Annotated in this window: 25 protein-coding genes (1 of these 25 cut by a window edge); 13 read left to right on the top strand and 12 right to left on the bottom strand. The window is 39.6% G+C overall.

Translation table 11 applies throughout. The features are described 5' to 3' along the window. Positions 1-108: 108 nt before the first annotated feature. The 4 genes from CEF22_RS17145 to CEF22_RS17130 form a co-directional block, all read right to left on the bottom strand. Positions 109-1,089: a FecCD family ABC transporter permease gene (locus CEF22_RS17145; RefSeq protein ID WP_100403807.1), complete on the bottom strand. Its 981-nt coding sequence runs from the start codon at positions 1,087-1,089 to the stop codon at positions 109-111. Next, positions 1,086-2,105 (bottom strand): FecCD family ABC transporter permease, encoded by a 1,020-nt coding sequence (locus tag CEF22_RS17140; RefSeq protein WP_100403806.1) that lies wholly within the window; start codon positions 2,103-2,105, stop codon positions 1,086-1,088. The genes CEF22_RS17145 and CEF22_RS17140 overlap by 4 nt, the downstream gene beginning before the upstream one ends. A gap of 1 nt (position 2,106) precedes the next feature. Further along, positions 2,107-3,057: an ABC transporter substrate-binding protein gene (locus CEF22_RS17135; protein ID WP_100403805.1), complete on the bottom strand. Its 951-nt coding sequence runs from the start codon at positions 3,055-3,057 to the stop codon at positions 2,107-2,109. Positions 3,058-3,162: 105 nt separating this feature from the next. Next, entirely contained in the window at positions 3,163-3,954 is a 792-nt protein-coding gene (locus tag CEF22_RS17130; protein WP_100403804.1) for an AraC family transcriptional regulator, read from the bottom strand. A 393-nt stretch (positions 3,955-4,347) separates the two neighbouring features. On the opposite strand from CEF22_RS17130, the gene CEF22_RS17125 reads away from it, so the two are divergent. Both CEF22_RS17125 and CEF22_RS17120 read left to right on the top strand, forming a co-directional pair. Then, entirely contained in the window at positions 4,348-4,887 is a 540-nt protein-coding gene (locus CEF22_RS17125; protein ID WP_100403803.1) for a nitroreductase family protein, read from the top strand. 110 nt (positions 4,888-4,997) lie between these two features. Then, a complete protein-coding gene (locus CEF22_RS17120) occupies positions 4,998-5,501 on the top strand; it encodes a DinB family protein (protein WP_100403802.1) in 504 nt (167 codons plus the stop codon). 159 nt (positions 5,502-5,660) lie between these two features. On the opposite strand, the gene CEF22_RS18635 is transcribed toward CEF22_RS17120, so the two are convergent. After that, the gene (locus CEF22_RS18635) at positions 5,661-7,682 is read right to left on the bottom strand and encodes a DUF1266 domain-containing protein (protein ID WP_157843263.1); all 2,022 of its coding nucleotides are present in this window, start codon (positions 7,680-7,682) and stop codon (positions 5,661-5,663) included. Beyond that, positions 7,679-9,382: a molecular chaperone HscC gene (locus CEF22_RS17110; RefSeq protein ID WP_100403801.1), complete on the bottom strand. Its 1,704-nt coding sequence runs from the start codon at positions 9,380-9,382 to the stop codon at positions 7,679-7,681. The genes CEF22_RS18635 and CEF22_RS17110 overlap by 4 nt, the downstream gene beginning before the upstream one ends. A 288-nt stretch (positions 9,383-9,670) precedes the next feature. Between CEF22_RS17110 and CEF22_RS17105 the strand changes: the two genes are divergently transcribed. From CEF22_RS17105 to CEF22_RS17080, 6 genes are all read left to right on the top strand, one after another. Continuing rightward, complete coding sequence (locus CEF22_RS17105; RefSeq protein WP_100404064.1) at positions 9,671-10,528, top strand: DMT family transporter; 858 nt, start codon at positions 9,671-9,673, stop codon at positions 10,526-10,528. A 78-nt stretch (positions 10,529-10,606) separates the two neighbouring features. Next, positions 10,607-11,854, top strand: coding sequence for a DUF3221 domain-containing protein (locus CEF22_RS17100; protein WP_100403800.1), 1,248 nt, complete (start codon positions 10,607-10,609; stop codon positions 11,852-11,854). A 46-nt stretch (positions 11,855-11,900) separates the two neighbouring features. Continuing rightward, positions 11,901-13,313, top strand: coding sequence for a YcdB/YcdC domain-containing protein (locus tag CEF22_RS17095; RefSeq protein ID WP_100403799.1), 1,413 nt, complete (start codon positions 11,901-11,903; stop codon positions 13,311-13,313). Positions 13,314-13,442: 129 nt separating this feature from the next. After that, on the top strand, positions 13,443-13,982 hold the full coding sequence (locus CEF22_RS17090; RefSeq protein WP_100403798.1) for a sigma-70 family RNA polymerase sigma factor: 540 nt from the start codon (positions 13,443-13,445) through the stop codon (positions 13,980-13,982). After that, the gene (locus CEF22_RS17085) at positions 13,983-14,381 is read left to right on the top strand and encodes a PadR family transcriptional regulator (RefSeq protein ID WP_100403797.1); all 399 of its coding nucleotides are present in this window, start codon (positions 13,983-13,985) and stop codon (positions 14,379-14,381) included. Next, complete coding sequence (locus tag CEF22_RS17080) at positions 14,374-15,648, top strand: FtsW/RodA/SpoVE family cell cycle protein (RefSeq protein ID WP_100403796.1); 1,275 nt, start codon at positions 14,374-14,376, stop codon at positions 15,646-15,648. The genes CEF22_RS17085 and CEF22_RS17080 overlap by 8 nt, the downstream gene beginning before the upstream one ends. Before the next feature lie 111 nt (positions 15,649-15,759). Here CEF22_RS17080 and CEF22_RS17075 read toward each other — a convergent pair whose 3' ends face one another. From CEF22_RS17075 to CEF22_RS17065, 3 genes are all read right to left on the bottom strand, one after another. Continuing rightward, on the bottom strand, positions 15,760-16,407 hold the full coding sequence (locus CEF22_RS17075; protein ID WP_100403795.1) for an MOSC domain-containing protein: 648 nt from the start codon (positions 16,405-16,407) through the stop codon (positions 15,760-15,762). 51 nt (positions 16,408-16,458) lie between these two features. Beyond that, on the bottom strand, positions 16,459-16,884 hold the full coding sequence (locus CEF22_RS17070; protein ID WP_232726151.1) for a GNAT family N-acetyltransferase: 426 nt from the start codon (positions 16,882-16,884) through the stop codon (positions 16,459-16,461). Between the two features lie 107 nt (positions 16,885-16,991). After that, positions 16,992-17,783, bottom strand: coding sequence for a TIGR00266 family protein (locus CEF22_RS17065; protein WP_100403793.1), 792 nt, complete (start codon positions 17,781-17,783; stop codon positions 16,992-16,994). A 219-nt stretch (positions 17,784-18,002) separates the two neighbouring features. Between CEF22_RS17065 and CEF22_RS17060 the strand changes: the two genes are divergently transcribed. Beyond that, positions 18,003-18,389: a MerR family transcriptional regulator gene (locus tag CEF22_RS17060; protein WP_095479966.1), complete on the top strand. Its 387-nt coding sequence runs from the start codon at positions 18,003-18,005 to the stop codon at positions 18,387-18,389. 78 nt (positions 18,390-18,467) lie between these two features. Here the strand turns inward: CEF22_RS17060 and CEF22_RS17055 are convergent, their stop codons facing one another. The 3 genes from CEF22_RS17055 to CEF22_RS17045 all read right to left on the bottom strand — a co-directional run bounded on the left by CEF22_RS17055 (position 18,468) and on the right by CEF22_RS17045 (position 20,881). After that, a complete protein-coding gene (locus CEF22_RS17055) occupies positions 18,468-18,893 on the bottom strand; it encodes a hypothetical protein (protein ID WP_100403792.1) in 426 nt (141 codons plus the stop codon). Between the two features lie 87 nt (positions 18,894-18,980). Continuing rightward, positions 18,981-20,198: a CynX/NimT family MFS transporter gene (locus tag CEF22_RS17050; protein ID WP_100403791.1), complete on the bottom strand. Its 1,218-nt coding sequence runs from the start codon at positions 20,196-20,198 to the stop codon at positions 18,981-18,983. After that, positions 20,195-20,881, bottom strand: coding sequence for a FadR/GntR family transcriptional regulator (locus CEF22_RS17045; RefSeq protein WP_100403790.1), 687 nt, complete (start codon positions 20,879-20,881; stop codon positions 20,195-20,197). The genes CEF22_RS17050 and CEF22_RS17045 overlap by 4 nt, the downstream gene beginning before the upstream one ends. Positions 20,882-21,023: 142 nt before the next feature. On the opposite strand from CEF22_RS17045, the gene CEF22_RS17040 reads away from it, so the two are divergent. The 4 genes from CEF22_RS17040 to CEF22_RS17025 form a co-directional block, all read left to right on the top strand. After that, complete coding sequence (locus CEF22_RS17040) at positions 21,024-22,223, top strand: class I SAM-dependent rRNA methyltransferase (RefSeq protein ID WP_100403789.1); 1,200 nt, start codon at positions 21,024-21,026, stop codon at positions 22,221-22,223. 275 nt (positions 22,224-22,498) lie between these two features. Then, on the top strand, positions 22,499-23,401 hold the full coding sequence (locus tag CEF22_RS17035) for an ABC transporter ATP-binding protein (protein ID WP_100403788.1): 903 nt from the start codon (positions 22,499-22,501) through the stop codon (positions 23,399-23,401). A gap of 1 nt (position 23,402) precedes the next feature. Then, positions 23,403-24,140, top strand: a complete 738-nt coding sequence (locus tag CEF22_RS17030; RefSeq protein WP_100403787.1) for an ABC transporter permease — start codon at positions 23,403-23,405, stop codon at positions 24,138-24,140. 8 nt (positions 24,141-24,148) lie between these two features. Further along, a protein-coding gene (locus CEF22_RS17025) for a sensor histidine kinase (protein ID WP_100404063.1) crosses the window boundary here: on the top strand, positions 24,149-24,614 show its 5' portion. Its footprint extends 674 nt past the window's final position; the window shows 466 of its 1,140 coding nt (coding positions 1-466); its start codon is at positions 24,149-24,151; the stop codon falls past the right edge of the window.

Below are 24,614 nucleotides of genomic sequence, written 5' to 3'. Positions count from 1 at the left end.
CAAAATTCACTGTTTGCGCTTTATTCAATTTTGATATGGAAGCTACTAACTACATAGTGATTTCTAAGCTTTAGTTTGTCAAGGGTGGGGAGTGATAAGTACCTTTTTTTACCCTTTCTTTCTATATTCCTTCCTTAATAAAAATATAAAATAAGGAGCACCGATGATGGCGGTCATTACACCGACTGGAACCTCTCTAGGAATAATGAGCATTCTGCCTATGCTATCACCTAATAACATTAAGTTAGCGCCAATTAATGCTGCTAACGGAATTAATAGCTGATGTCGCCCACCGACAAGCTGACGAGCGATATGCGGGGCAATTAATCCAATAAAACCGATAGAACCTACTGCCGCTACTGAAACACCTGCTAATGTAACAGAGAGCAGCAATAACCAAAAACGTTGCCGAATTAGATCAAGCCCTAAAGATTGGCTATATTCATCACCTAACTGAAAAATATTTAACTTAGGGTATTGCCCCCATGCAACGGGAAGAAGAATGATGATCCATGGAAAAAGGGATAGCACCTCGCTCCAACCTCTGCCCCACAAACTCCCTGACATCCATAATAACGCCATATTAATATCAGTAGGGTACTTAACAAGTAAGTATTGAATGCCTGATTGAAAAATTGCGCCTAATGCTATACCAACTAATGCAAAGGATGCTGGACTTAACGTCAAACGCTTACTTAAAAGCAAAAGCAGAAGAAACACTAAAAATGCACCCATTAAGGCGGAAATTGGCAAAACATATTTAGGAGCACTAGGGAACAGAAAGATGACCAACGCGGCAAAAAAACCCGCTCCTTTCGTTAGACCGATGACATCAGGGCTTGCTAATGGGTTGCGAACAAGGCTTTGTAATATGACGCCTGCTACTGCTAATCCAAAGCCTGCAAGAATACTAATGACAGCACGAGGCAATCGATATTCCCAGATAATAAAAGTGAAAGGGGTATCCGTTTGAAACAGACTAAGCCATAAATCTTGAATGGGAATAGAAACGGCGCCAACACTTAAGGACAAAAGAAAAAAAGCTATTAGCAATGCAGAAGAACAAATAAATATGAGCGTTCTTTTCATGAGATGGCTCCTCCTTTCTTACGAGCTAAATAAATAAAGAAAGGTCCACCAATAATTGCTGTTAAAATCCCGACTGGCGATTCATAAGGATAGGCAATAAAACGACTAAAGAAATCGGCATAAATAAGTAGCAAACCACCTAATAGTCCAGTAAATGGGAAAAGCAGCCCTAGCTTGTTGCCGACTAATAAACGTGCAATATGAGGAACTAACAGTCCCACAAAAGCGATTGGTCCACAAATAGCGACGGCTGATCCTGCTAACAAGGTAACGATGAGTAGCGCCATCCATTTGACTAGCAAAACCCTTTGCCCAAGACCAATAGCTACCTCATCATCAATAAGTAAAAGCTTAAACGAAGGCAACATTAATAATAAAGCAATACTCCCAATGATAGACCAAGGAAAGATCGTTTGTAGATCTGACCACCCTACTTGATCGACAGCTCCAACTAGCCAGAAGATCATGCTATCCGTTGAATGTTGATTCATGATCATCAATCCTTCTGTTAAAGAAGATAAAAGAAAATGAACAGCAATTCCTGCTAAAGCGATTCGAACAGGCTGCTTTTGGTGAACTCCTACTAACGACAAGACGAGAAAAGCACCGATGATGGCCCCAATGAATGCTAAGTAAATAGAAAAGGTTAAAGTTAAGCTCGGAAACAAAATTAATCCAAGAACAACAGCTAAGGAAGCTCCAGCATTTATACCAAAAACGTGTGGCGATGCAATTGGATTTTTCGTCACAAGCTGGGTCAGTAGCCCTGCTAACGCCATATGATAACCAATAACAAAAGCCATAAATGTTCTTGGCATTCTTAATGTTTGAATATAAAGATGCTCTTTGTCGTGTCCTTGATAGGTCACTGCCTCTAGTAAAGCACGCCATGAAATGGTCGCTTGTCCCCATTTCAAACTAATGAAGAAACCGATGACAATGAGAAAAAATGTGATGGAAAAAAGGAAGAGCAGAAACATTTTAGGTTTCTGCTTTCTAAGGGAAAACGTATTCATTTTACTGTTCTCCTAAATGCTTTACGATGTCCTCAATCATTTTTTCAGAACCAATCAATCCGCGTGATAGCGCCCAATCTCTACGTTCCACTATAAATACTTGATCGTTCTTCACAGCATCAATTTCTTGCCATAAAGGGTTGTTTTTCCATTCATCTACAATCGTTTCTTCTGTAGCTGGTAGCAAGAAAATAGCTTGTGGATTCGTTTCAACCAATTGCTCCAAGCTTAATTTTGGATAAGAATCCTCACTTTGCACTGGATCATTAAAGCCGATGCTTGTTAGAAAAGAGCCTGTGTAAGAATGATCTGAATGAGCAAACAACCCTTCTGGATTTGTTACAGCAGGTAATACAGTTAGAGCCGTTTCACCTAATTTTTGCTGTGCTTCTTCAATTTTTTGTTGATGTTCTTCTAAACGCTGTTTTCCTTCTGCTTCTTTTCCTACAGCTTTTGCAATCACTAAATAGTTATCAAGCATTTGCTTATAATCTGCTTGGTGGTCGTCTAAAACAATAGTTGGTGCAATGTCTTTTAATTGATCATAAACGTTTTTATGGTGATTTAAATCAGCAATAATTAAATCTGGTTGCAAAGAACTGATCATTTCAATATTTGGTTCGTAGCGAGAGCCGATGGATGTGTAGTCCTTTAATTGTTCTCTTACTGTATCCATGAAAAGCTCCGGATTATCATCATCCGCTACACCTGTTGGTTGAACGCCAAGAGTGATCAGGGCATCGGTGTAACTAAATTCTAAAGCAATAATTTTTTCTGGCTTTTTATCAAGCACAGTCGTTCCGAGGGCATGTTTAATCTCAATTGCCTCTTTCGTCTTTTTAGGTGTGTCTTCTTTCGTTTCTTTTTTATCGGAGTTGCCGCAAGCAAATAAACTTAAAATAAGTACGCTAATAAAAGCAAAGCTGAGCATCCGTTTTGTCCAATGGTGCATATGTTATTCCTCCTAAAATGATTTTGATAATTATTATCATTTAGATTGTATGTGTTATTATTGCCACTGAACATATCTTTATTTAAGAAGTAACATGTCAAATCTTTAGATTTTCATATTTCGGAAAGTTGTTGGCGAACGCCCCACCTCTTTTTTAAAACTGCGACTAAAATGAAAATAATCAGAAAATCCAACTTTTAGTGCTATTTCTTTTGCCGTTAAATTAGATTGGAGTAAGAATTGCTTGGCCTTTTCAATTCGTAGCTTCAATAGATATGTTTTTACTGTCACTCCTGTATATTTTTTAAATAACACTGTATAATGCCCTACGCTTAATCCTGCTCTTTCTGCTAACAATGGCAATTTTATTTCTAACATATAATGTTGATTCAAATAAGAAACTGTCTCCTCAATATAATTCATGGTTGATGCCTTGTCCGTTTTCATTTCTGATTCATATAAGTAAATAAATAAAATCCGCTCAAGCATAAGCCGTTCTCGAAATTGTTGAACTTCGACTAGTTCCATAGTGTTTTCCTTACTACGTATTCGAATAAGCTCGTCCACCATATAATATATTTTCTCTTTACTAGTGGAAAATACTGGACCGTGTAACGCCCAGTATTGATTTTCAGGAAAAAGTTGATAAGTGATCAATACATAAGTAGCAGACTTGGTTTTGGGGATTTCTATACGGACTGGTCCTTTATTAGCATGTAGCATAAAACCGTCTACACAAGTAATCGGAGGCTCATTCTCCACTGTAATGGTGATATGTCCTTGTTTAACAATGATGATCGTATGTTTCCCTTGCTTAGGTGTATAGTTTTGTGTGGTAGAAAAACATTTTACGTCCTTTAAAAAGGGAATACTCGTTAAAAGCTGTTCAAAGCTCATAGCTGCAACATCCTTTTGCTTAAATAGTTGAAAATGCAAGAAGAGATCAAGCTTTTATAGCAAGATCTCTAAGTGATTGCGCATTTTTTACATAAATTATTGGGTTAAATCACTAGGATATCCAGGTTACTAATCAATAATAATGCTTGCTTCATTTTTTGATAATAATTCTCATTAATGATTAAATCTTATCCTTTTGAATACAGACTGTCAATGAATGATTAATGGTAATCATCTTTTTAAAACACTATCGGTAAGTAAAGGAATTGTATTGTCTGATTGAAAAAAACAGGAGGAGGCAGGCATCTATTTTGACGTTTTTAATGAAAATGATTATCATTTAAGATGAGTGTACTATAAAGTTGATTGATAAATTATTAGGAGGCTGTTAGAGTGTCTATTGCTAAAACGATTCGTGAGAGAAGGTCTATTAAAACGGGATATAAGGATGATGCAGTTTCTAAAGAGGTCATAGTGGAGCTACTAAATGATGCGGTGTGGGCACCAAATCATGGATTGAGAGAGCCGTGGCGTTTTATTTTTGTGCCGACCGAAAATAAAGAAGCATTTATTGAACAGTTAATTCTTACATACCCAAAAGATATGCATGAAAACAGAAGAAATTATTTTAATCAGCCAGCAGCCTTTTTAGTGGTTGTGATGAAAGAAGATCCGCGTCAGAAGCAATGGGAAGAGGATTTTGCGGCGACGAGTGCGTTAATTCAAAACTTCCAATTGCTTGCTTGGGAACGCGGCTTAGGCGTGGTGTGGAAAACGAATCCACATAACTGGGACCCAAAGGCAAGACAATTAATGAATGTACAGCCTGGAGAAAAAGTTGTCGGCTTTTTGCATTTAGGTTATTTTGATTCAGAACAGATTCCTGACTCTAGACCGCGAACATCGGTAGAAGAAAAATTAACGATTATGTAAATGAGAGAGATGGGAGCGCTATTAGTGCTCTCTTTTTTTTAAAAGAATAAAGGAAATTTTAGAAGCACGGCGAATTGATTCATTGAAGCGAGTTTGTAGGAGGGGATTAAATGTTTCAAAGCTTAAATGGTTTTTTGAAATCGTGGGAATTCGAGTCAACGGCAACCCAGAAAATCCTCAATACTCTTACTGATGAGTCTCTAGAACAGGAAATTACGTCAGAAAACTGGAATTTAGGACAAGTTGCTTGGCATCTTGTTACTGTCGTTCAAGTGTTGATTTCTCGAACAGGGCTGAAGTTTGATTCTCCTGCTCAAGACATGCCTGTTCCAACTTCTGCTAAAGCTATTGCAGATCATTATTCGAAGACCAGTGAAGCGTTGATTGAAGCAATCAAAACTCAATGGGCCGATGAAAATTTACAAGAGCGAAATGATTTTTTTGGACAGCAGCAGCCTAATGGCCTGTTTTTAATGACTTTAATTCATCATCAAATCCATCATCGCGGACAAATGACGGTCCTTATGCGTCAAGCTAGTTTAACAGTCCCTGGTATTTACGGACCGTCTAAAGAAGAATGGGCCGCAATGGATATGGAAGCATCGAAAATGTAATAGATTAAAAAAAGGAGGTGCCCCAAAAGTCTGCATCGCAAATTTTTGGGATGATACTTCTTTTTTTAAAATGCCATTAATACACCTATGGCATCGCTTTCGGTGCAGAAAGGTCCGTCTCAATCACTTATGGGACGGACCCTTTTCTTGTCTTTGCATTTAATCCAATTTTTTCAGTAAATCGTTATCCCATTTTATCTTTGGTAAAGGTGTTTTGGGATGGGCAAAAAGCATTGCAATATAAGGGAAATTATACTGATTATATTTGAACTCTGCATCGGAATTGTAGAAATAGCTACCTAGAATCAATGCGTTCATATATTCGTTCCATCCCAAATAGGACTGTTGTAAAAGCTGAACTGCTTTTATCATATAATCCTGTGCTTCTTTCTTTGTTAAATAGCCAACTCTTCTGCCAACACGGCATAAATAAATAACTGAACCCCAGTAAAAGGCGGAAATACCTGATGAGGGTATAGCATGTAATCCTTGATTTACTATGAGTAACTCAGCGTATCTTGAGCTGTCCTTATGCCAAGATTGAATGTATTGATTTCGAGCTTTTTCTGAAAGAGCAGATAATTGATAGCGAATTTGATTAAATTGTTGATGATTGTTAGTTTCTAATAACCAATTAATGGTATTCTTTAGCTCCGTAGCATCGTTAATATTCTGATGATCTTTCATTGTCTTTATAAGTTGTCTGTTACCAATTAGCCGATCTCGAATGAAGGTGAATTTATAGTCAACAAAATAATACGTTATCAAGGGATTGATACCAAAAGGTAATGATAATAACTGTAAGTAAAGTTCAAACTGTTTCCGGTGTTTATCTTTAGATGTACGATGTATGTCAGATGCCCCATAAAATAGATTATGGTATTTAAAAAGTTGGTAGCATTTCCAGATGTCCCAAATGAGGGGAATGAACATGAGAGCTATGTATTCAAATGGCATTGGGGTAAAAGGAGCTATAATAAAAAATCCTATATACCCCCTAATACGTTTTAAAAATATTGAGTAGACAATTAGTTTCTTTCCTGGTTGTATGCCCTCTTTTTCTTCAGCCGCTATCTCAGATGAGAGTGTTCCCGAAGACGGATTCACGCTTTGAGAAAGACGAGAATAAATTTCTAGGTGACCAGGAGATATTTTTCGACACTTATCAGCCCAATTGTAGGCTTGTTCATCCTCACCAATTTCGAGATAGCATTTCACGATTAACAGCATGGCATTTGCATGCTTAGGGTGATGGGAAAGTAACTGTTGACAATCATTGATCGCTTCAGCGAATTGACTGTTATCGTATCGAATCCGGGCTCTGTATATTAGACCATCAGGATCATCAGGACAAATAGAGAGTACGTCGTTGAATGATTGCAGCGCGAGCTCTGTAAGCCCTGTACGCATGTAATAAATTCCTTGCATATGTAATAGATCTGGGTCTTTGGAATATAGCTGATACGCTTCTTTCAGCAAATCTTTGGTTGCTTCTAGATCATTTTCCATAAGAGCTAGCTGTACTTCTTCTCGCAATTGTAAGAACAACTCGTAATCTAAGTCATCAATTTTTTCAAAAAACTGATAGCGCATTTCCTGATTACCATTGATGTGCTGGAGCAAAAGCTGAATGGTCTCTTCATCATATTCTTCGATCAGTTCTTTTTCTTGCTCACGCCAATGAAACATTTGATCGAAGAGTTCCCAGATGGGGCGAGGAAAATAATGATGATCCTCTAAAAATGAAATCAATCGATCTTGTAGGGTTTTAGTATGTTGAACATTCCAAGTGATATCCGACTGCAATAGCTTTTCCCAGTTTTCAAGTTCGATTCGAGCGAAAAAATCGTCATATAGCGTCTCGACCTCCTCCATAAATGTGTTCACAGGATGTTCCGAAATGGTGGTGAAGGCCAGTTCATTGATGAAATCAAGCCGAGAAGGGGAAAAGCTATCTTCAAAAGCGTGCTCTTCAAATTCACTAGCTTCTTCTAATGAAAAGGAAGGTTCGCTATTGTTTTGTTTCGCCTTTTTTATGGCTGAATCATAGGCTTCCCGCAGGCGTTGATAGCCTTCAGGATCGTCGTCGGGATGATGAATTTTTAATTTTTTCGCGTAAGCTTTTTTTATAATCGAAATATTACCGGTAGGTTCTACCTCTAGAATTTCCCAAATTTTCACAGATAGTTTATCCACCTTTCCATATTTTCCAATACTTCTTTTAGTGTTTCTGCGGCTTTATTAATCTCTTTCTCGTTTTGTGTCGCTAATACACTTTCAAATTGTTGTAGCAGTAAGGTTATTTCTGTACGTCTATCGCCAGTCAACTCTTCATATAGACGCTCGCCTTTAGCTATTAGTAATCTATTCTCCATGCGATCTCGGGGATGAATTTTAATATCTTTTAGTTCTAACAGACGTGCTTCAATTTCTTCTTCCGTGAGGCTTCCGGCATTTTTTTCAATGATGATTCTCTTTTTCTCTCCAGTCGTTGTGCTGATCACTTCCACTTCAAGAATGCCATTAATATCGTATGTATAACGAACGTCTATAGACTGTTCCCCCGCTTTAGCAGATGGGATTTTAATTTCCAATCCACCTAATTTCACATTGTTTTCCACCCTGCGGTTTTCCCCTTGATAGATGTCTACAGTGAGAAGTTTTTGCTGATCATGGGCGGTATAAAGTCGTTTCACTCGACTGACAGGAATCGGGGTATTTCGCTCGATAATTGGGAAGAAATATCCTGATTCTATTTGATCTGTTCCGATCTCTTGGACTATTTCTGTCCCTAGAGTGAAAGGACAAACATCGGTCAATATCATTTCTTCTAACGCTTTGTTCCGTTCCTTCAAGGCGATTTGCACCGCTGCACCTAAAGCGACTGTTTCGTCAGGGTTAATATTTGAATAGGGCATACGACCAAACATTTTGGCGATAATGGACTTGATTAGTGGCATTCGAGTTGCTCCGCCGATTAAAATAACGGCATCTAAATCATCTGGAGATAAAGAAGCATCACGAAGCGCTCGTTCAATTGGATATCTCAGGCGTAAAATCAGCGGCGTTGCCAGCTTCTCGAAATCGGTTCGTGTGAGTTGATTTTCATAAGTTTGACCGTGAATAGTAGCCTTCATGATTCCGAAAGGCTCATGACCTAAGACCAGCTTACAACGTTCAGCCTGATTGTGAATGAAGGAAAGGTTCTTAGAGTCCAGGGAATCTATTTTGATTTCATGAGATTCAATAAAATGAGTCACAAGAAGCTCAGTGAAGTCTTCACCGCCTAGATAGTTGTCCCCGGCAACCGATTGGACATTCATAATTCCTTCAAAAAAGTCTAATATAGATACATCGAAAGTACCGCCGCCTAGATCAAATACGAGAAATTTCGTCTCCGACTTTTCCTGATGTAACCCATAAGAAAGTGCGGCAGCTGTAGGTTCACTAATCAGACGTTCCACCTTTAATCCGGCAATTTCAGCGGCGTGTTTTGTTGCTTTACGCTGCATATCATTGAAATAAGCGGGGACACTGATTACGGCTCCAGTGACTATTTCACCTAAAAAGGCTTCAGCATCTAGTTTCAAAGCTTTAATCACAAAGGAGGAAAGCTCTTCTGGAGAAAAAGTGTATTTTCCCAATTCATAAATTTTATCTGACCCCATAAATCGCTTAAATGTAGCAACGGTTGCATGGGGATGGGTAGTGAGTCGTTCTTTAGCGATATGCCCCACGAAAATGTCACCGTTTTCATCAACGCTGACAACAGATGGTGTCAGGTGTTCCCCAAGTACATTAGGGATGATCTTTGCTCCATCATTCGTCCAATAGGTTACTAGACTATTAGTTGTACCTAAATCAATTCCTATTGTTGTCATAGTAGTCCCCTTTCTTTTTCTATATAACATATTTTACTATAATAGGTTATTAAGGGAAAGTGTGGTTTTTTCTTCTTGGATGATAGTTTCAAAAATATAAAATCAAAGTAGTTGGTTGCGAAAGATCAGTTTTTGATTTGATAAAATTACCCAACTAATCATTTATAAAAGTTAGAAAATTCTGTATAATACGATGTAAATTAGTCTCTTTGGGACAAATAGGGGTGTGAGTGCGTGGGAGTTCAAGCTGAAAGTGTTGCAAAATTGCATGAGCGTCAGGAAGCAGCGATCCATCCGTTCGTTTTTGGTCTATTAGTGGTGCTGACGACAGCTTTAATGGGTTCTTCTTTTGCGGTGGGGAAAATCGGACTCACTTATGTATCGCCGTTGTTACTTGTGGCGCTTCGCTTTTCGATTGCTGGCGTGGTGATGGTTGTTGCGGTTCGTTTATTGAATCGTCCGCACCCTCAGACATTGAAACAATGGCTACAAATGGCGATTATCGGTTTTTTTCAAACGGCTGTGGTGATGGGCTGCATCTTTATGAGCTTACGAACGATCACTTCAGGAGAATCAGCGATATTAACGTTTACGAATCCATTGCTCGTTGTGTTATTAGGGACAATTATTTTCAAAATTAAGTATCGAGTGTTGCAATGGCTTGGGGTCGTTTTTGGTATTGTAGGCGTGTTTATCACGATGGGGGGACAATTAAACCTAGAGATCGGAACAGTGTACGGTCTTTCTTCAGCTGTTGCTTGGGCTATTGCTACGTTGTTAATTAAAGCTTGGGGGTATAGATTAGATACGTGGGTGCTCACCGCTTATCAAATGCTCTTTGGCGGTATTGTTTTATTCATGGCTAGCTTTCTATTAGAAGCACCTTCGATTGATGTCAATATGACTTCTGTAGTAGTTGTGCTGTGGTTAGCTTTTATGGCGTCCATTGTTCAATTTGCCGGCTGGTTTTATTTAATCCAAAAAGGAGACCCAGGAAAAACGAGTGCTTTTCTTTTTTTAGCCCCGTTTTTTGGCGTACTAACAGGCTGGCTGCTGCTAGGGGAACAGCCGCAATGGTATATCTTGCTCGGAGGAGGATTTATTTTTGCCGGGATCTTCATGGTAAATTGGAAGGCGAATAGATAGTTTGATATGAGGTGCGGGCTCTTTGGTTAGGAAAAGTCGACGAATAATGTTAAATATTTCAAAGGAGGAGAGCTCTTGATGAAAAAGATCGTAACAGTAGGAGCTGCACTCTGTTTTTCTATTATTTTAGCAAGTTGCGATTCTCCGGAAGAACATAAGAAGAACGGCAATGATCAGGCTCAGTTAAATGATGAAAAGTGGCCAGCGCTGAAAACGGTCAGTGGCAGAAGTATCATTGCTGAACTTGAGCAAACGACAACGGACACAAGCATCCGAGATGAAGCCTTCGCAAAAGTAAGGGAAAATGAAGGTTTAGAAAAAGGGCTGTTCGGTAAAAATACACCTGAATTGCAGGAGGATTTAGGTATGCAGTGGATTGAAGCCGAAGCAGCCACTGAAGCGATTAATAAAGTGTATGGCGGGATTGGTGGGTTAAATCAGAAAGGCGTCATTTTTTTAGAAGATCAATCATCTGGTGCAGATCGACCAGGATTTTGGATAGGAATTAAGGAACCGGATGAGAAAGTGAATGAGCTAGTCACTGAGCTTCAAAAACAAGTAGATGAAGGAGAAATTTTAGCGAAATACATTTATATTTTCCGCAGTGACTTTACCGAAAAGGAAAATAATCAATTGACGAATGAAGTGTACGAAGTGATAGCAAGAATGGCAAGAGCCCATGCAACGCCAGATCGAGTGTCGTTTGGAGTTTCAGTAGACACGAAGACAGGGACTGTGGAAATTTCACATGATTTTTTGACAAAGGAACAACAAGAAGCGCTTCGAAAACAATTTTCCAATCACAAGTTAGAACTTGAACAAGACGGTCGATTAGTGCCGTTACCGGGAGAAGCGGATGTTTCCTATCCGCCAGAGAAAACGACAACTACCCCGCCTAAAGAAGGTGGCTATGTGATGAGCGTTTCTGAAAATTCGATGCTAGTGGTTAGTGCGACCTCGCAGGATTTTTCAGCAACAGGCGGTAAACAAAAATATTTCGATGCCATTTCTTATAGTTTCCCGCAAGCAAATAAAAAGCTAGAAGTCGGTCAGCGAGTGCTAGTAGAACCTGCGGGACCTATTATGGAATCGTATCCTGGACAAGGCTCGGCAAAGTATGTAGAAGTATTACCAACCTATCAGCCTAAAACTGCTGATTTAACAGAGACGGAAGTTGTCCATCAGGCGATTAAGCAATCGAAGCGAGAAGGTGGGGCTGTGCTGGCGATTAGTCAGTTAGTATTCGATTCGAAAAATGATCAATGGAAAGTGGAGTCTACACAAGAGGAAGAAGTGTTTGAAGTGGTTATAAAGGATAAAAAATAGTTGCCAGAAGCACACTGTATTATTATAAAAAGGAGAATTTCACAGCTTGGAGAAAATAAAAGAAAAGATGATCCGCTATTTACAAGAGAAGATGGCGGAAGAAGTTTATATTGAAGTGAGCGAGTATGATCAGAAGACTTGGGAGCTTTTTAGAAAAAGTGATGAGGAAGAATTAGGGGAGTTTCGTTTAGATGAAACAGGAGCACTTAATTTTTTCACCATATATGAAGAGGTGGAATACGCTTCTCAACCGTTAGGAATGGAAGAGATTCGAGAGCAAGCCAAAGCCTTTATCGACATGTTTTGTTCGGAGGCCCTACACACGCTCCACTTTTCATGCATGATCGATTGGGATGAAACGTACAAGCTCATTTATGACAAAAAAGATGAGCAATTAGGCTTATTCTTACCTAATTCGGGAGTGGAAATAGATGTAGCGAAGGATGGGCGAGTACAGCAATTTTCTTCGCGAGTAGGAGAGTGTGTAGTACAGTATCCAACTGTACTTATCCCTAAAGAAACAGCAAAATCGATCTATATCGACAATCTTGAGTTTGAGTTAGTGATCGCGCAACTAGATAAAGAACAGTATGCTAATGGAGACGATACGTATCATTCATGCTATGCACTGATTGATTATGTGATGGAAGTGGAGCCGGATGGTGCGCTGCAAACGATTGAGGAGTATGGTGGATTTCCCGAGAAGTATGAGGCAATCGAGAAGCGGATCGTTCCAGAAAGTGAACTTCACTCGATCATTGGCTTGAATGATCAATATGCGAAAATAACGGAGGTCATTGAGGATGAAGAAAGAGTAGAATGGTGGTCAAAAGAGGATGTGGCTATTGACTCGCTCAATATCGAGGAGTTTGAAGGGGATGTCATTAAACTAGGTTTCAACAAAACTACCGGGGAGTTGCTTAGTGTGACGAATGTGGAATCTGTGCAAAAAGGGCACACCCCTTTAACGGAAAAAGAGGCAAAAGATCGCGCATTACAATTTTTATTTGCTTGTTACCCGAAAGCTAATGAACAATTCATCATGCAACAAAGTCACCCTTCCCATCATTTTATCGTAGAGGAAGATGAGGAGTTAGCATGCGAATCTGAGTACGTTTTTTATTTTCAACGAATCTATCAAGGGGTTAAAGTAGATAGTTACTTATTAGCCATTCAAGTAGGACAACTGTCCGGGAAAATTATTCGCTTTAGCGCGGATACTATTGGAGACATATTATTGACAGTAGAGCCAGTGATTTCACTAGCTGAAGCGAAAGATATTTTACTCGAACAGCTAGAGATGGAATTAACATTTGGTAAACATATGGAAGGAGACTTGCCAATCTATAAAGTTTCCTATCTTCCCGCTTTTCCAAATACGTCTGGTCACATCCGAATGATTGACGCGATAACGGGTGAAGCATTTCATGTGGAGACGGGGATTGTGGAAGAGGGGTAATATGGAGAAGAAGCACATGAGTTCATTAAAGCATGTGCTTTTTCTGTATGTAATGAAAAATAGTTGCCTTTTGGAAAACCGAATCAACGACTGCTTCGTCTAATCAATAGGAGGTTAGGAGGGAAGGTATTGGAAGAAATATTTGTAGAGGCATTTCAAGAAAAAGATCATGATCTATTATTCGATCAAATCATGACCGAGTATGGTCAAAGTGTGTTAGAGCTCGCCTACTCTTATGTGAAAAATAAAACGGTGGCAGAAGACTTGACGCAAGAGATTTTTGTGAAATGCTACCGGGCACTTCATACTTTTAATAAAAGATCGAAAATGAAAACATGGCTGTGGCGCATTGCGATTAACCATTGCAAAGATTATTTAAAAAGCTGGCATGTTCGCAACGTACAAGTTATTCAAACGGATCATTTGTCACATGCTTCAACGAAAGATGATGTGGAAAAGGCCGTCATTCAAAAAGATGAGCGTCAAATGATTATGGAAGCAACACTGAAATTGCCTATTCAATATAGAGAGTTAATTTATTTGTTTTATTATGAGGAATTGACGATTAAAGAAATAAGTGAAGTGACGAATATCAAGCAAAATACGATTAAAACGAGGCTTCGCCGAGCGAAAGAATTATTAAAAGCTGAATTAGGGGAGGTGGAATAGATGGAAGATCGTTTGAAAAAATTGAAAAAATCTGAGCAGCAAGAGACGTTTCATGGATTAAAGTTCACGGACGAGCTTCGACAAAGCATCTTTCAAGCAATCAAGGAGGAAACAGACGAGGACATTCTTTTAGCGATTCTCCAACTGCTTACTCGTCAAAAAACGGGCTTCGAGTTACTTACCCATCTACGCGGCCGCGGAATAAAAAGATTTGATCAAAATGAAGGCTTTTTATATACCTTCCTCCATTCACTAGAACAAAAGGAATACATTTTATCGCAATGGGATGATGAGAAAAATAAGCAATATAGCTTGAATTCAAAGGGACGGAAGCTATTAAAGAAAGCAGAGACAAAATCGAAGCAAGAAGTGTTGAAAGGAGTAATTCTGTATGAATGAGAAAGCTTCGTTTTTTCAAGAGTTGAAAAGTCATATTCGCTCAAAGGAAGCGCAACAATACGTCGCGTTAGAGTTAGATCAACATATAGAAAGTACGACAAAAACATTGATGAATCAAGGTATGTCAAGAGGAGAAGCGGAAAAGGAAGCCGTCCAACAAATGGGAGACCCGATGAAATTAGGTGTGGAGATGAATAAGCTCCATAAACCAAAAGTGGAATGGGGCTTGGTGGCGTTCTTCGTGGTTGCTACTGGGCTTGGGTTTTTACCGCTTATGTTGCTTCCTGATATGGAGGGCTTTATAGCAAAAAAAGCTGTCTATGTTTTATTAGGCATGATTTTGATGATAGCCTGTATGTTCTTTGATTATCGTAAATTACAAAAGTATGGTTCGTGGTTTTATGGTGTTGGGACATTTATATTGTATGTTGTGTTTGTTCAAGGGTGGCCTTATGAGCCATTTTCGGTGATGATAAATGGGTCTGTGTACTTAGTATTAGGTCCAATCTCGACTGATTCAACGATGGTTCTTCCACTTTACTTTTTAGCCTGGGCTAGTTTTTTAAACCGATCCATGCCGAAATGGAAACTCATTGTGTTATTTATTCTACCATTAATACTGTTTTCCCAAGCTGTAAGTAATGCTAATGCGATGATGTATACGGCGATGGTCACTGTGATGTACGGTTGGTCGATTCGTCGTCATAGAAAATCGTTATTCATTTATATACTGACTATTCCTTTGGTAGCGGTAGGTAGTTTGCTAGCGATTTTACCGATGACAAATCTTTACCAGAGAGAAAGATTTCAGGCTTTGCTACATCCAGAAGAGTATATTGATGCAGGTGGCTATTATACTTTGTTAATAAACAAGCTCCTTAAAGAAGCTAACTGGTTTGCGCAACCGATCTCAACAGGTAATTCTTTCATTCCAGAAGCACATACTGATTTGGTATTGGTAACGTTAATTTACGGATTAGGTTGGTTTTTCTTTTCATTACTCCTTATCGTGCTTGCTGGTTTTGCAGTTAGAATGTTATGGATCACAGGCAAAGTTAAAGACCCTTTAGGGCAATTATTAATTATTGGTAGTTGGGTGCTTTATGTGGTACCACTTTTCTATAATCTGTTAATGATTGCTGGCTGGTTGCCTGTAGCTAAAGTATTCGTCCCGTTCATCAGCTATGGAAACACTATGCTCTGGCTTTACTCGTTGGTGATTGGCATTATACTAAGTGTGTTTCGGCGAAAAAGTTTTGCTATTTAAAAGGGTTGCTATGGTCGAAGAAAACTCTCACAAAGTCAAAGAAACCGCACAAATATTGAACAAAGCACATGAATGGAGCGCTCATCACTCCATTCATGTGCTTTCTGCTGATCAATCGATTAATTTCTCTAATCGTTTTTCCAACTGCTTACGCCATTCCGCTGCTAGTTCTGGAACGGCTAATACTTGTTTCATGCCTTCGATATCCTTTTGGCGATGAAAATAAACTTGATTGGCAAACAGGATGGATACTTGCTGTGGATGAGGCTCTAGTAAGGTAATGCTCGAATCAGCTCGCACCGTTCCTTCTTCTAAGACCCGACATAAGTAACCAGTAAAGCCGGTCTCGACGATTCGTTTAAGAAGAGGAGTGATACTTGTTCTCTTTGTAATAGTGCTACACGGTACTCTCCCTTGTGTAATTTGAATAACGGCATTTCCTATTTGATAAATATCGCCAATATGAACATCTTGCTCTAGCATATTCGTGACAGTTACATTTTCACCGAATGTCGCAGTAGGAAGTGTCGTTTGAAATTCTTGTTCCCACAGCTTGTAGTGCTCATGCGGATATACACAAACAGCGCGATCGGGGCCGCCATGATGTTTTAAATCAGCGACGCCATCGCCAATAAAGCCATCTTTCGTTAAAAAAGCTTCCTCAACACTTTCCTTACAAATGCCTGTATTCACTTCTTTATCTTGACTGTACTTCATCTTTTTAGGTAATCCCGTTGCAAAATTCACTAGCTCAATCATATAAAATAGGCTCGCTTTCTTTTTCGAATATTAAGAAAATATAAATTAGACTTAAAGTTTCTTTCTAAAGGAGTAACACCATTTGTCGTACTCATGATTTTCATAAAAACGATGAGCTGCTTCTCGATGAAGGGCAGATTCTAATGAAACGTACTCCGCTCCCTGACTTTCCCCCCAGCTATGTACAAATTCTAGCATCTCAGCACCTAAGCCACCAGATCGCTGATTTTCATCAACGACTAGATCATATAAAAAAACATGGTAGCCGTTATAAAGATTGGTCGCTAAGTCCACGCCTGCTAAAGCAAGAAATTGATTTTGTTCGACCATGGCGAATAAATGATAGTTGTTTTTAGTCATTTTCGGCAATAAATCAAGATATCTTTCCACCGTCAATGTAGGCCGCAATTGTGCCATTAACGGAAACGCTTGTCTCCATTGAGCTTCATTTGTTAATTCAATAATTTCTCTACTCATTCCCATTCCCCCTTATGCAGTTAATAAAAGTAATTATACAACAAATCTCTATTTGAAATTGGAAAAAAATCACCCTAGAGTAGATTCTAGGGCGATCAGAGTGCTAATTAATCATCACTAAACATATTAAAAAATCCGCCGATGCCACCTTCACCTTTAGAGGAGCTTCCTGTTTGCGGTGCCGATGCAAAGACGCGGCTCGCTAAGCGGCTGAATGGCAACGATTGTACCCAAACCGTACCTGGACCTCGCAATGTCGCAAAGAATAAGCCTTCGCCACCAAATAAAGCCGTCTTAATACCGCTAACGGCTTCAATGTCATAATGAACATCTTGGGTCATAGCGACTAAGCAACCTGTATCAATGCGAATCAGTTCTCCAGGAGCGAGTGTTTTTTGATACATCGTCCCACCAGCGTGAACAAAGCTCATTCCGTCTCCTTCAAGCTTTTGCATAATAAAGCCTTCGCCACCGAAGAAGCCAGCACCTAGCTTTCGTTGTAATTCAATACCGACAGAAACGCCTTTCGCGGCTGCTAAGAACGCATCTTTTTGACAAATAATTTTTCCACCAAGCTCACTTAAATCCATCGGAATGATTTTCCCAGGGTAAGGAGCGGCGAAAGAAACGTGCTTTTTCCCGCTTCCTTCATTCGTAAATGTCGTCATGAACAAGCTTTCTCCCGTAATAACTCGTTTACCAGCACCGATTAATTTCCCCATTAACCCACTGCCTTGATTAGCAGAGGCGTCACCAAATACTGTTTCCATGCGGATGCCATCTTCCATCATCATTAAGCTCCCAGCTTCTGCGATCACCGTTTCTTGTGGATCAAGCTCGACTTCAACAAACTGCATATCATCGCCATAAATCTTGTAATCAATTTCGTGGTTATTCATTATGCACCCTCCTTTTTAGTAGAATATACGAGTTTTCCCATGAAAGGTTTCGTTTTTTTCCTTTTCTGTTAAGGTGACTTTATATAATGAGATAACTTTCATTCGACAAACTTCGGGGAGTGACAGGCATCTCGTGTCGAGAAATTGTAGAGAATGTTGTTTTAATGTTTATTTAAGAATAGTTTGATAAAATGGATAATAAAGTAAATAGGAGGCAGTATGTATTCCATTGGCCAGTTTTCAAAAATATGCGGGGTGCCAGTAAAGACGATTCGTTATTATAGCGATCTTCATTTATTAACACCATCGTACATAGATCCAGAAACGAATTATCGATATTATGATCATGATAAAATTCAAGTGATGAAAAAGATTAAGCTGTTGAAAAGTTGTCAATTCACATTAATGGAGATTAAAGAGTTTGTGGCAGAAGCTGATCCGATGAAGTGGAGTACCTCCATTGATTATAAAATCAAACAACTAGAGAGCGAACGAGAGCAGCTTTTGCAAATGGTCGAGCAAATGAAAGAATGGAAGAATCAAATACAAGCAGAAGGTTCATTTGCTTCTTTAAGTGTAAAGGAACCTCATTCCAGTCAAAGTTGAGAAAATGTAGTCCAAATCAAGAAACACCCGAACAAATTCCTATCCCTGCCAACCGTTGTTTGCAGGGATAGGAATTTGTTACGTAGATATTTCTAGTTTTTCTTTGAATTCAGTGATTTTCTTCTTCGTATCGGTCATCAATGGTTTAATTTTTTGTACATTAGGTGTCTCTTTTTTTGCTTCGCTGATGAGTGGATATAGGCTTTCTTCGATGTTCTTGTAGTCTTCAGGGAAGGCTTCTTCTACTCGTTTTTCAATCTCATCCCAATTTTCTGCAAGCTGTTCTCCGATACTTTGGATCTTCTTTGTCTCATTTGGCGACTGCTTTACTACTGTACTCAAGTCTTCTAAAGAAGTCAGCACTTTGTCGACTCCTCTCGTTAAATCAGGCATCTCTTTACTCGTTTCCACCGCTTTTTTGGCTGAATCAAGATGGTTATTAAAATTACAGCCAGCCATCACCATAGCGAAAAGTATTACTAATACATAATTAAATTTTTTCATTAGGTCCTCCTTGTAGACACCTTTTTTCTACTAGTGTTAACAAGTTTCTATAGGTTTAAACAAGAGGGGATATCGAAAAAAATCATCCTATTTCACATAACCTTTTTTCCCTGCACCCATCCCAAAAATAAAAATAAATATGGAAATGACGATCAGCATAAGTAAAGGAATAGTCCAACTATGCGTGATGTCATGGAGCCAGCCAAATAATACCGGACCGGTAGCGGCTAGGAGGTAGCCTAGTGACTGGGCCATACCTGATAGCTCAGCAGCTTCTTGGGTGCTTTGTGTACGAAGGCTAAAGAACATCATCGCTAAACTGAAGGCAAATCCTCCACCAATCCCGATTAAGATGACCCATAAAAGAGTGAGCTGAGTGCTTCCATACAATATGCCACTTAGCCCTGACAAAAATAATCCAGCGGTCAAGGCGACTAATAGACACTGACTTTGTAGTCGTCCTGCCCAAATTGGGACGATAAAAGTGAAAGGTAGTAAAGCAAATTGCATAATAGAAAGCATCCAGCCAGCTTCGTTTGCGTGCAGACCTTGTTCTTTCAGAATTTCCGGTAGCCAGGTAATCACGGTGTAAAAGATTAAAGACTGAAGACCCATAAAAAAGGTGACTTGCCAAGCTAAGTGCGAACGCCATAAATTAATGGATTTTTCGCTGGTTGTTTGGGCATTTGTCGTTACTTTTGACCGCTGTTTCAATTGCGGAATCCAAAAGAAGATGGCCAATAAGGATAATACCCCCCAACAGCCGAGAGCCCCACGCCAACCTAAACCTAGAAGAGAAGAGAGCGGTACACTGACACCAGTTGCTATTGCGCCGCATAAGTTCATGGAAACAGCATAAATCCCTGTCATCACCCCGATGTTTTTGGCAAAGTCTCGTTTAATTAAGCTTGGCAGTAAGACGTTGGAAACGGAGATGGCTAAACCGAGTAAAATAGTTCCGGTAAATAACGTAGTCATTCCCCCAGTAGAGCGTATAGCAATACCAAACGTTAATAATAGCAAGGAAGCGAATAATGTGCGTTCTAAACCGAAGCGCTGTGATAATTTTGGCGCGAACGGTGATAAGAAGGCGAAAGCAAGGAGTGGCACGGCTGTTAACGCACCCGCTGAAGTATTCGATAAATGTAAACTGTCACGAATGGAAGCGACTAATGGACCTACAGACGTCAACGGGGCTCTTAAATTGGCTCCAAGTAAAACAATGCCGATCAAGAGCAACCAGGTACCTTGTTGAATAGTTTCTCTTGATGGATCTAGTTGCTTCGCTGCTTGATGTGTACTCATGAGAGCTTCCCCGTATCTGTTTTTAGCTGAGTCATATAAGAATTAACAGCTTCCATGGCTTGTTGGCTATCCTGGCTAATAATCGCTTGCACGAGTTGGTGATGAATTTGCAGATGAATCTCTAAGCAAGAGTTGCTTTCCACCAACTGATGAACAGATTCATGGAGAGACACCGTCATATGGTCATATAAATCGATAAGTAAACGGTTATGAGTCGCTACTGCGATGGCTTTGTGCAATTGAATATCTGCTTCTGCATAGGCTTGCTGCTCCTTTGATTTTACCGCTTCCTGACAGGCAGATAAATGAAGTTGTAATTGTTTGATGTCTTCTTTGTTGCGTCTTTGTGCCGCTAGTTGTGCGGCTTCTCGTTCTAAAGCGTGGCGTACTTCTAACGTTTCTAATAAGTTAGATTGTTGGATTCTGCGTTCAAGAGCCACGCCTAATACGCTAGTTGAACAGACGAAGGTGCCACTCCCTTGCTTTGTTTGTAAAAGCCCTGCATGTACGAGTGATCGAATAGCTTCTCTCAATGTATTCCGGCTGACATCAAACTGCGCCATTAATTCCAGCTCTGGAGCGATGCGATCGCCAATTGGCCATTCTCCTGATTCAATCAGGGCTTCCATTTGAGAAATGACCTGATCTACAAGCGACACTCGTTTTGTTTTTGATATATTCATAGTAACACCTCAAATTTGTAGGATGATTGGTTGTTTTGACAATTTACTATATGAAAATGAAAAAGTAAAGTGAAAGATGCCTTAAACCCTTGCATTGTGCCATAATAAATAAGAAGCAATCAGAAACAATGATGGAGGAACTATGACAAAACTTTTAACGATAAAAATAAATAGAAAATATGCGGCTAAAATGAAAAAAGGTTATCCACTAATTGAAAAGGAAGCTGTTGATAATGAAAAGTTGTTGAAACACGAGGGTGAATTACTGCGACTAGTGGATGAGAAAAATAATTTTATTGGCATCGGCTATTATGGCATTCAAAACAAGGGGCTCGGTTGGGTGATCAGTCATAATCAAGAAGAAAGTGTGGACGAAGCTTTTTTTACAAAGAAAATTCAGGAGGCTCTTACCCATCGACAAGAGTTGTTAGCTGACCCTGATACGACAGCTTTTCGCGTATTCAATGGGGAAGGCGATGGTCTTGGTGGTGTAACGATTGATTATTACGACGGCTATTATCTCATTCAATGGTATAGCAAGGGTATGTATTCGTTTAAAGAAAACCTTTTAGCGGCGCTTGCTCAGACGACGGAGTACAAAGGCGTCTATCAGAAAAAGCGCTTCAAAGAAAAGGGACAATATATTGAAGAAGATGACTTTGTCATGGGTGAGCGCGGAACATTCCCATTGATTGTTAAAGAAAATGGCGTGAAGTTTGCCGTCTACTTAAATGATGGGGCGATGACGGGGATTTTTCTTGATCAACGAGATGTGCGCAAAGCCATTCGCGAACGCTACTCGGATGGAGCCGAAATGCTGAATATGTTTTCCTACACAGGCGCTTTCTCGGTCAATGCGGCCCTTGGCGGAGCCAAAATGACAACAAGTGTGGATGTAGCTAATCGTAGCCGTCCAAAGACAATTGAGCAATTTGCAGTGAACGGCATTGATTATGAACAGCAGCAAATTGTCGTCGATGATGTGTTTCAATACTTTAAATACGCAGCTCGCAAAGAACGGACATTTGATCTCGTTGTCCTTGACCCACCGAGCTTCGCCAAAACGAAAAAACGGACATTCAGCGCAGCTAAGGATTACACGGCGTTGCTTAAAGAGACAATTGCCTTGACAAAAAATCAAGGCGTGATCGTCGCTTCCACCAACTGCAGCACATTTGATATGAAAAAGTTTAAACAGTTTATTCAGATGGCATGCCAAGAAACGGGTACCAACTACACTATTCTTGAAGAGTACAGCTTACCTGCGGACTTTCGAACGACACGCTCGTTTCCGGAAGGTGATTATTTGAAGGTAGTATTTGTTCGAGTGAAGAAGGGATAAATTAAATATAAGACATGAGTACACCGCTAATCCACGAATAACTATTCGGGGGTAGCGGTGTTTTTGGTGTTGATCCGCTGATTGGGCTGTTTTTCAGTCGTAATGGAGTTGCTTTCAGTCGGACAAGAGTAGTAATCAGGCGGTCAACTACAAATAACAGTCGAAGCCTCAACACACAGAAAATGACAATTGTCATTTTTTATGATGACATTTACTACTAATCCTGAGAGTTTAATCATCATACACTTAGTTTAACGAATACGGAGGTGTGAAACATGACTGAAGTGATTAAGGTGGAACGGGTATCAAAGCTATTTCACGATAAAAAGGCCGTGGATGATGTGTCGTTTTCTATTCATTCAGGAGAGATTGTAGCCATTCTTGGTCCGAATGGTGCGGGAAAGACGACGACGATTTCGATGGTTTTGGGGCTTTTAAATCCGTCTAGTGGAAAAATCCAAGTGTTTAATCAACCGCCTAAGGAGAAAAGCGTTCGAGAAAAATTAGGCACGATGTTACAGGATGTCAGTGTGATGCACGGGTTAAAAGTCAATGAATTGCTCAATTTAGTTCGTCATTATTACCCTCATCCACATTCTTTAGCAAAGTTAATTGCTTTAACGGGATTAAATGAAATGGATTTAAAGACACGAGTGGAAAAGCTTTCAGGTGGTCAGAAGCGACGCCTTAACTTTGCACTGGCATTAGCGGGAAATCCGGAGCTACTTATTTTAGATGAGCCTACGGTTGGAATGGATTTGAGTTCTCGTAAGCATTTTTGGGAAACGATTCAACAGTTGGCTGAGCGGGGAACGACCATCATTTTTTCGACTCATTATCTTCAGGAGGCGGATGATGTGGCTAATCGAATCTTGTTGTTTAAAGAAGGACGGATTATTGCTGACGGAAAGCCTACGGATATAAAAGCTCAATTTTTAACTCGAACGGTTTCTTTTCAAGCTAATACTGCCATTTCATTAGCGCAAATAAAAAGTTGGTCCAGTGTGAAAAAGGTATACAAGCAAAATGATAGATTTTATATTGAAACAAATGATTCAGATGAAATATTAGCTCGGCTATTTGCTGAAAAAACGGGGGCTCGTGATATTCAGATTGAACAAGGAAGATTAGAAGCGGCGTTCGAGCAGCTGACGGCTCGTGAAGAGGGGGTAATGTAAGATGAAAGTATTATTCATGCAATGTAAGGTGGAAATCATTCGGATTTTGCGCAATCCTTATTTTGTTTTTTGGTCTTTATTAATGCCAATCTTCTTCTATATTGTGTTTACAAAAGTGATAAACACGGACGTACCGAACCCTGGGCTTTGGCAAGCACATTATTTAATGTCGATGACGGCTTTTAGTGTGATGGGTTCTGCGATTATGACGTTAGGCATTCGAATGGTGCAGGAACGATCACTTGGTTGGTCAACTTATATGCGAGTGACACCACTTTCCAATACGGTCTACTTCATGGCACAAATGGTAGGGCAAACATTGATTCATTTACTTTCGATTATTGTCATTTTCATGGCTGGTGCCTTTGTTAATGACGTATCGCTAACTGCTTCTGAATGGCTGTGGAGTGGACTGTGGATTTTAATAGGTGCTTTTCCGTTTTTAGCACTAGGAACTTTGTTTGGAGCGATGAAAAAAGTAGAAACTGCTTCGGGAGTGAGTAACCTTTTATATATCATTCTAGCGATGGCTGGAGGGATGTGGATGCCGATGGAAGTTATGCCGAAAATGATGCGAAACATCGGTGAGTGGCTGCCTTCCTATCATTACGGAAGTGGGGCTTGGGAGATTATTCGTGGAGGTTCACCTAGTTGGAATAATATTCTTGTTCTATGCGCTTATTTTCTTTTGTTTATGTTAATATCTAACTATATTAGAAGAAAACAAGAAGCGGTGTGATCAGTGAAATGGGTATAAAGAATTGGCAGATTACAATTTTCCCGAAGCAGTTCGGGATTCTTCCTTATGTTTTCTTGTTTTATTTGTTTATGCCTGCTTATCAAATAGCCAATCTAACAGGGGAGAAAAGAATACTAGGTGTCAGCTTACTTTTGTTATTTTTAGTCAGCTATCGTCAATTGTTTTTTTTAATGAATCAACGAGGTTTTTCCTATTGGTTGGCGCTTCAAATGAGCATTGTCTTTATTTTCAGTGCTTTCATTGATGTGAACATGATATTTATGGGCTTTTTTCCGGCGAACTTTATCGGTTGGTATGAAAATAATAAAGAAAATAGACGGAAATTTATTACGGCTTTTTGCTTTCTTGTCGTGATTGAAGTAGTCCCTTTATTGAAATGGGGGGCCTTAACGTCACCAGCTGAATATGCATTTTTTTTACCGTTCTTAATCATCATGTTGTTGTCGCCATTCG

This window comes from Bacillus sp. FJAT-42315 (assembly GCF_002797375.1).
Taxonomy (GTDB): domain Bacteria; phylum Bacillota; class Bacilli; order Bacillales; family Domibacillaceae; genus Bacillus_CE.
This window is presented reverse-complemented; position numbering and strand designations above follow the sequence as displayed.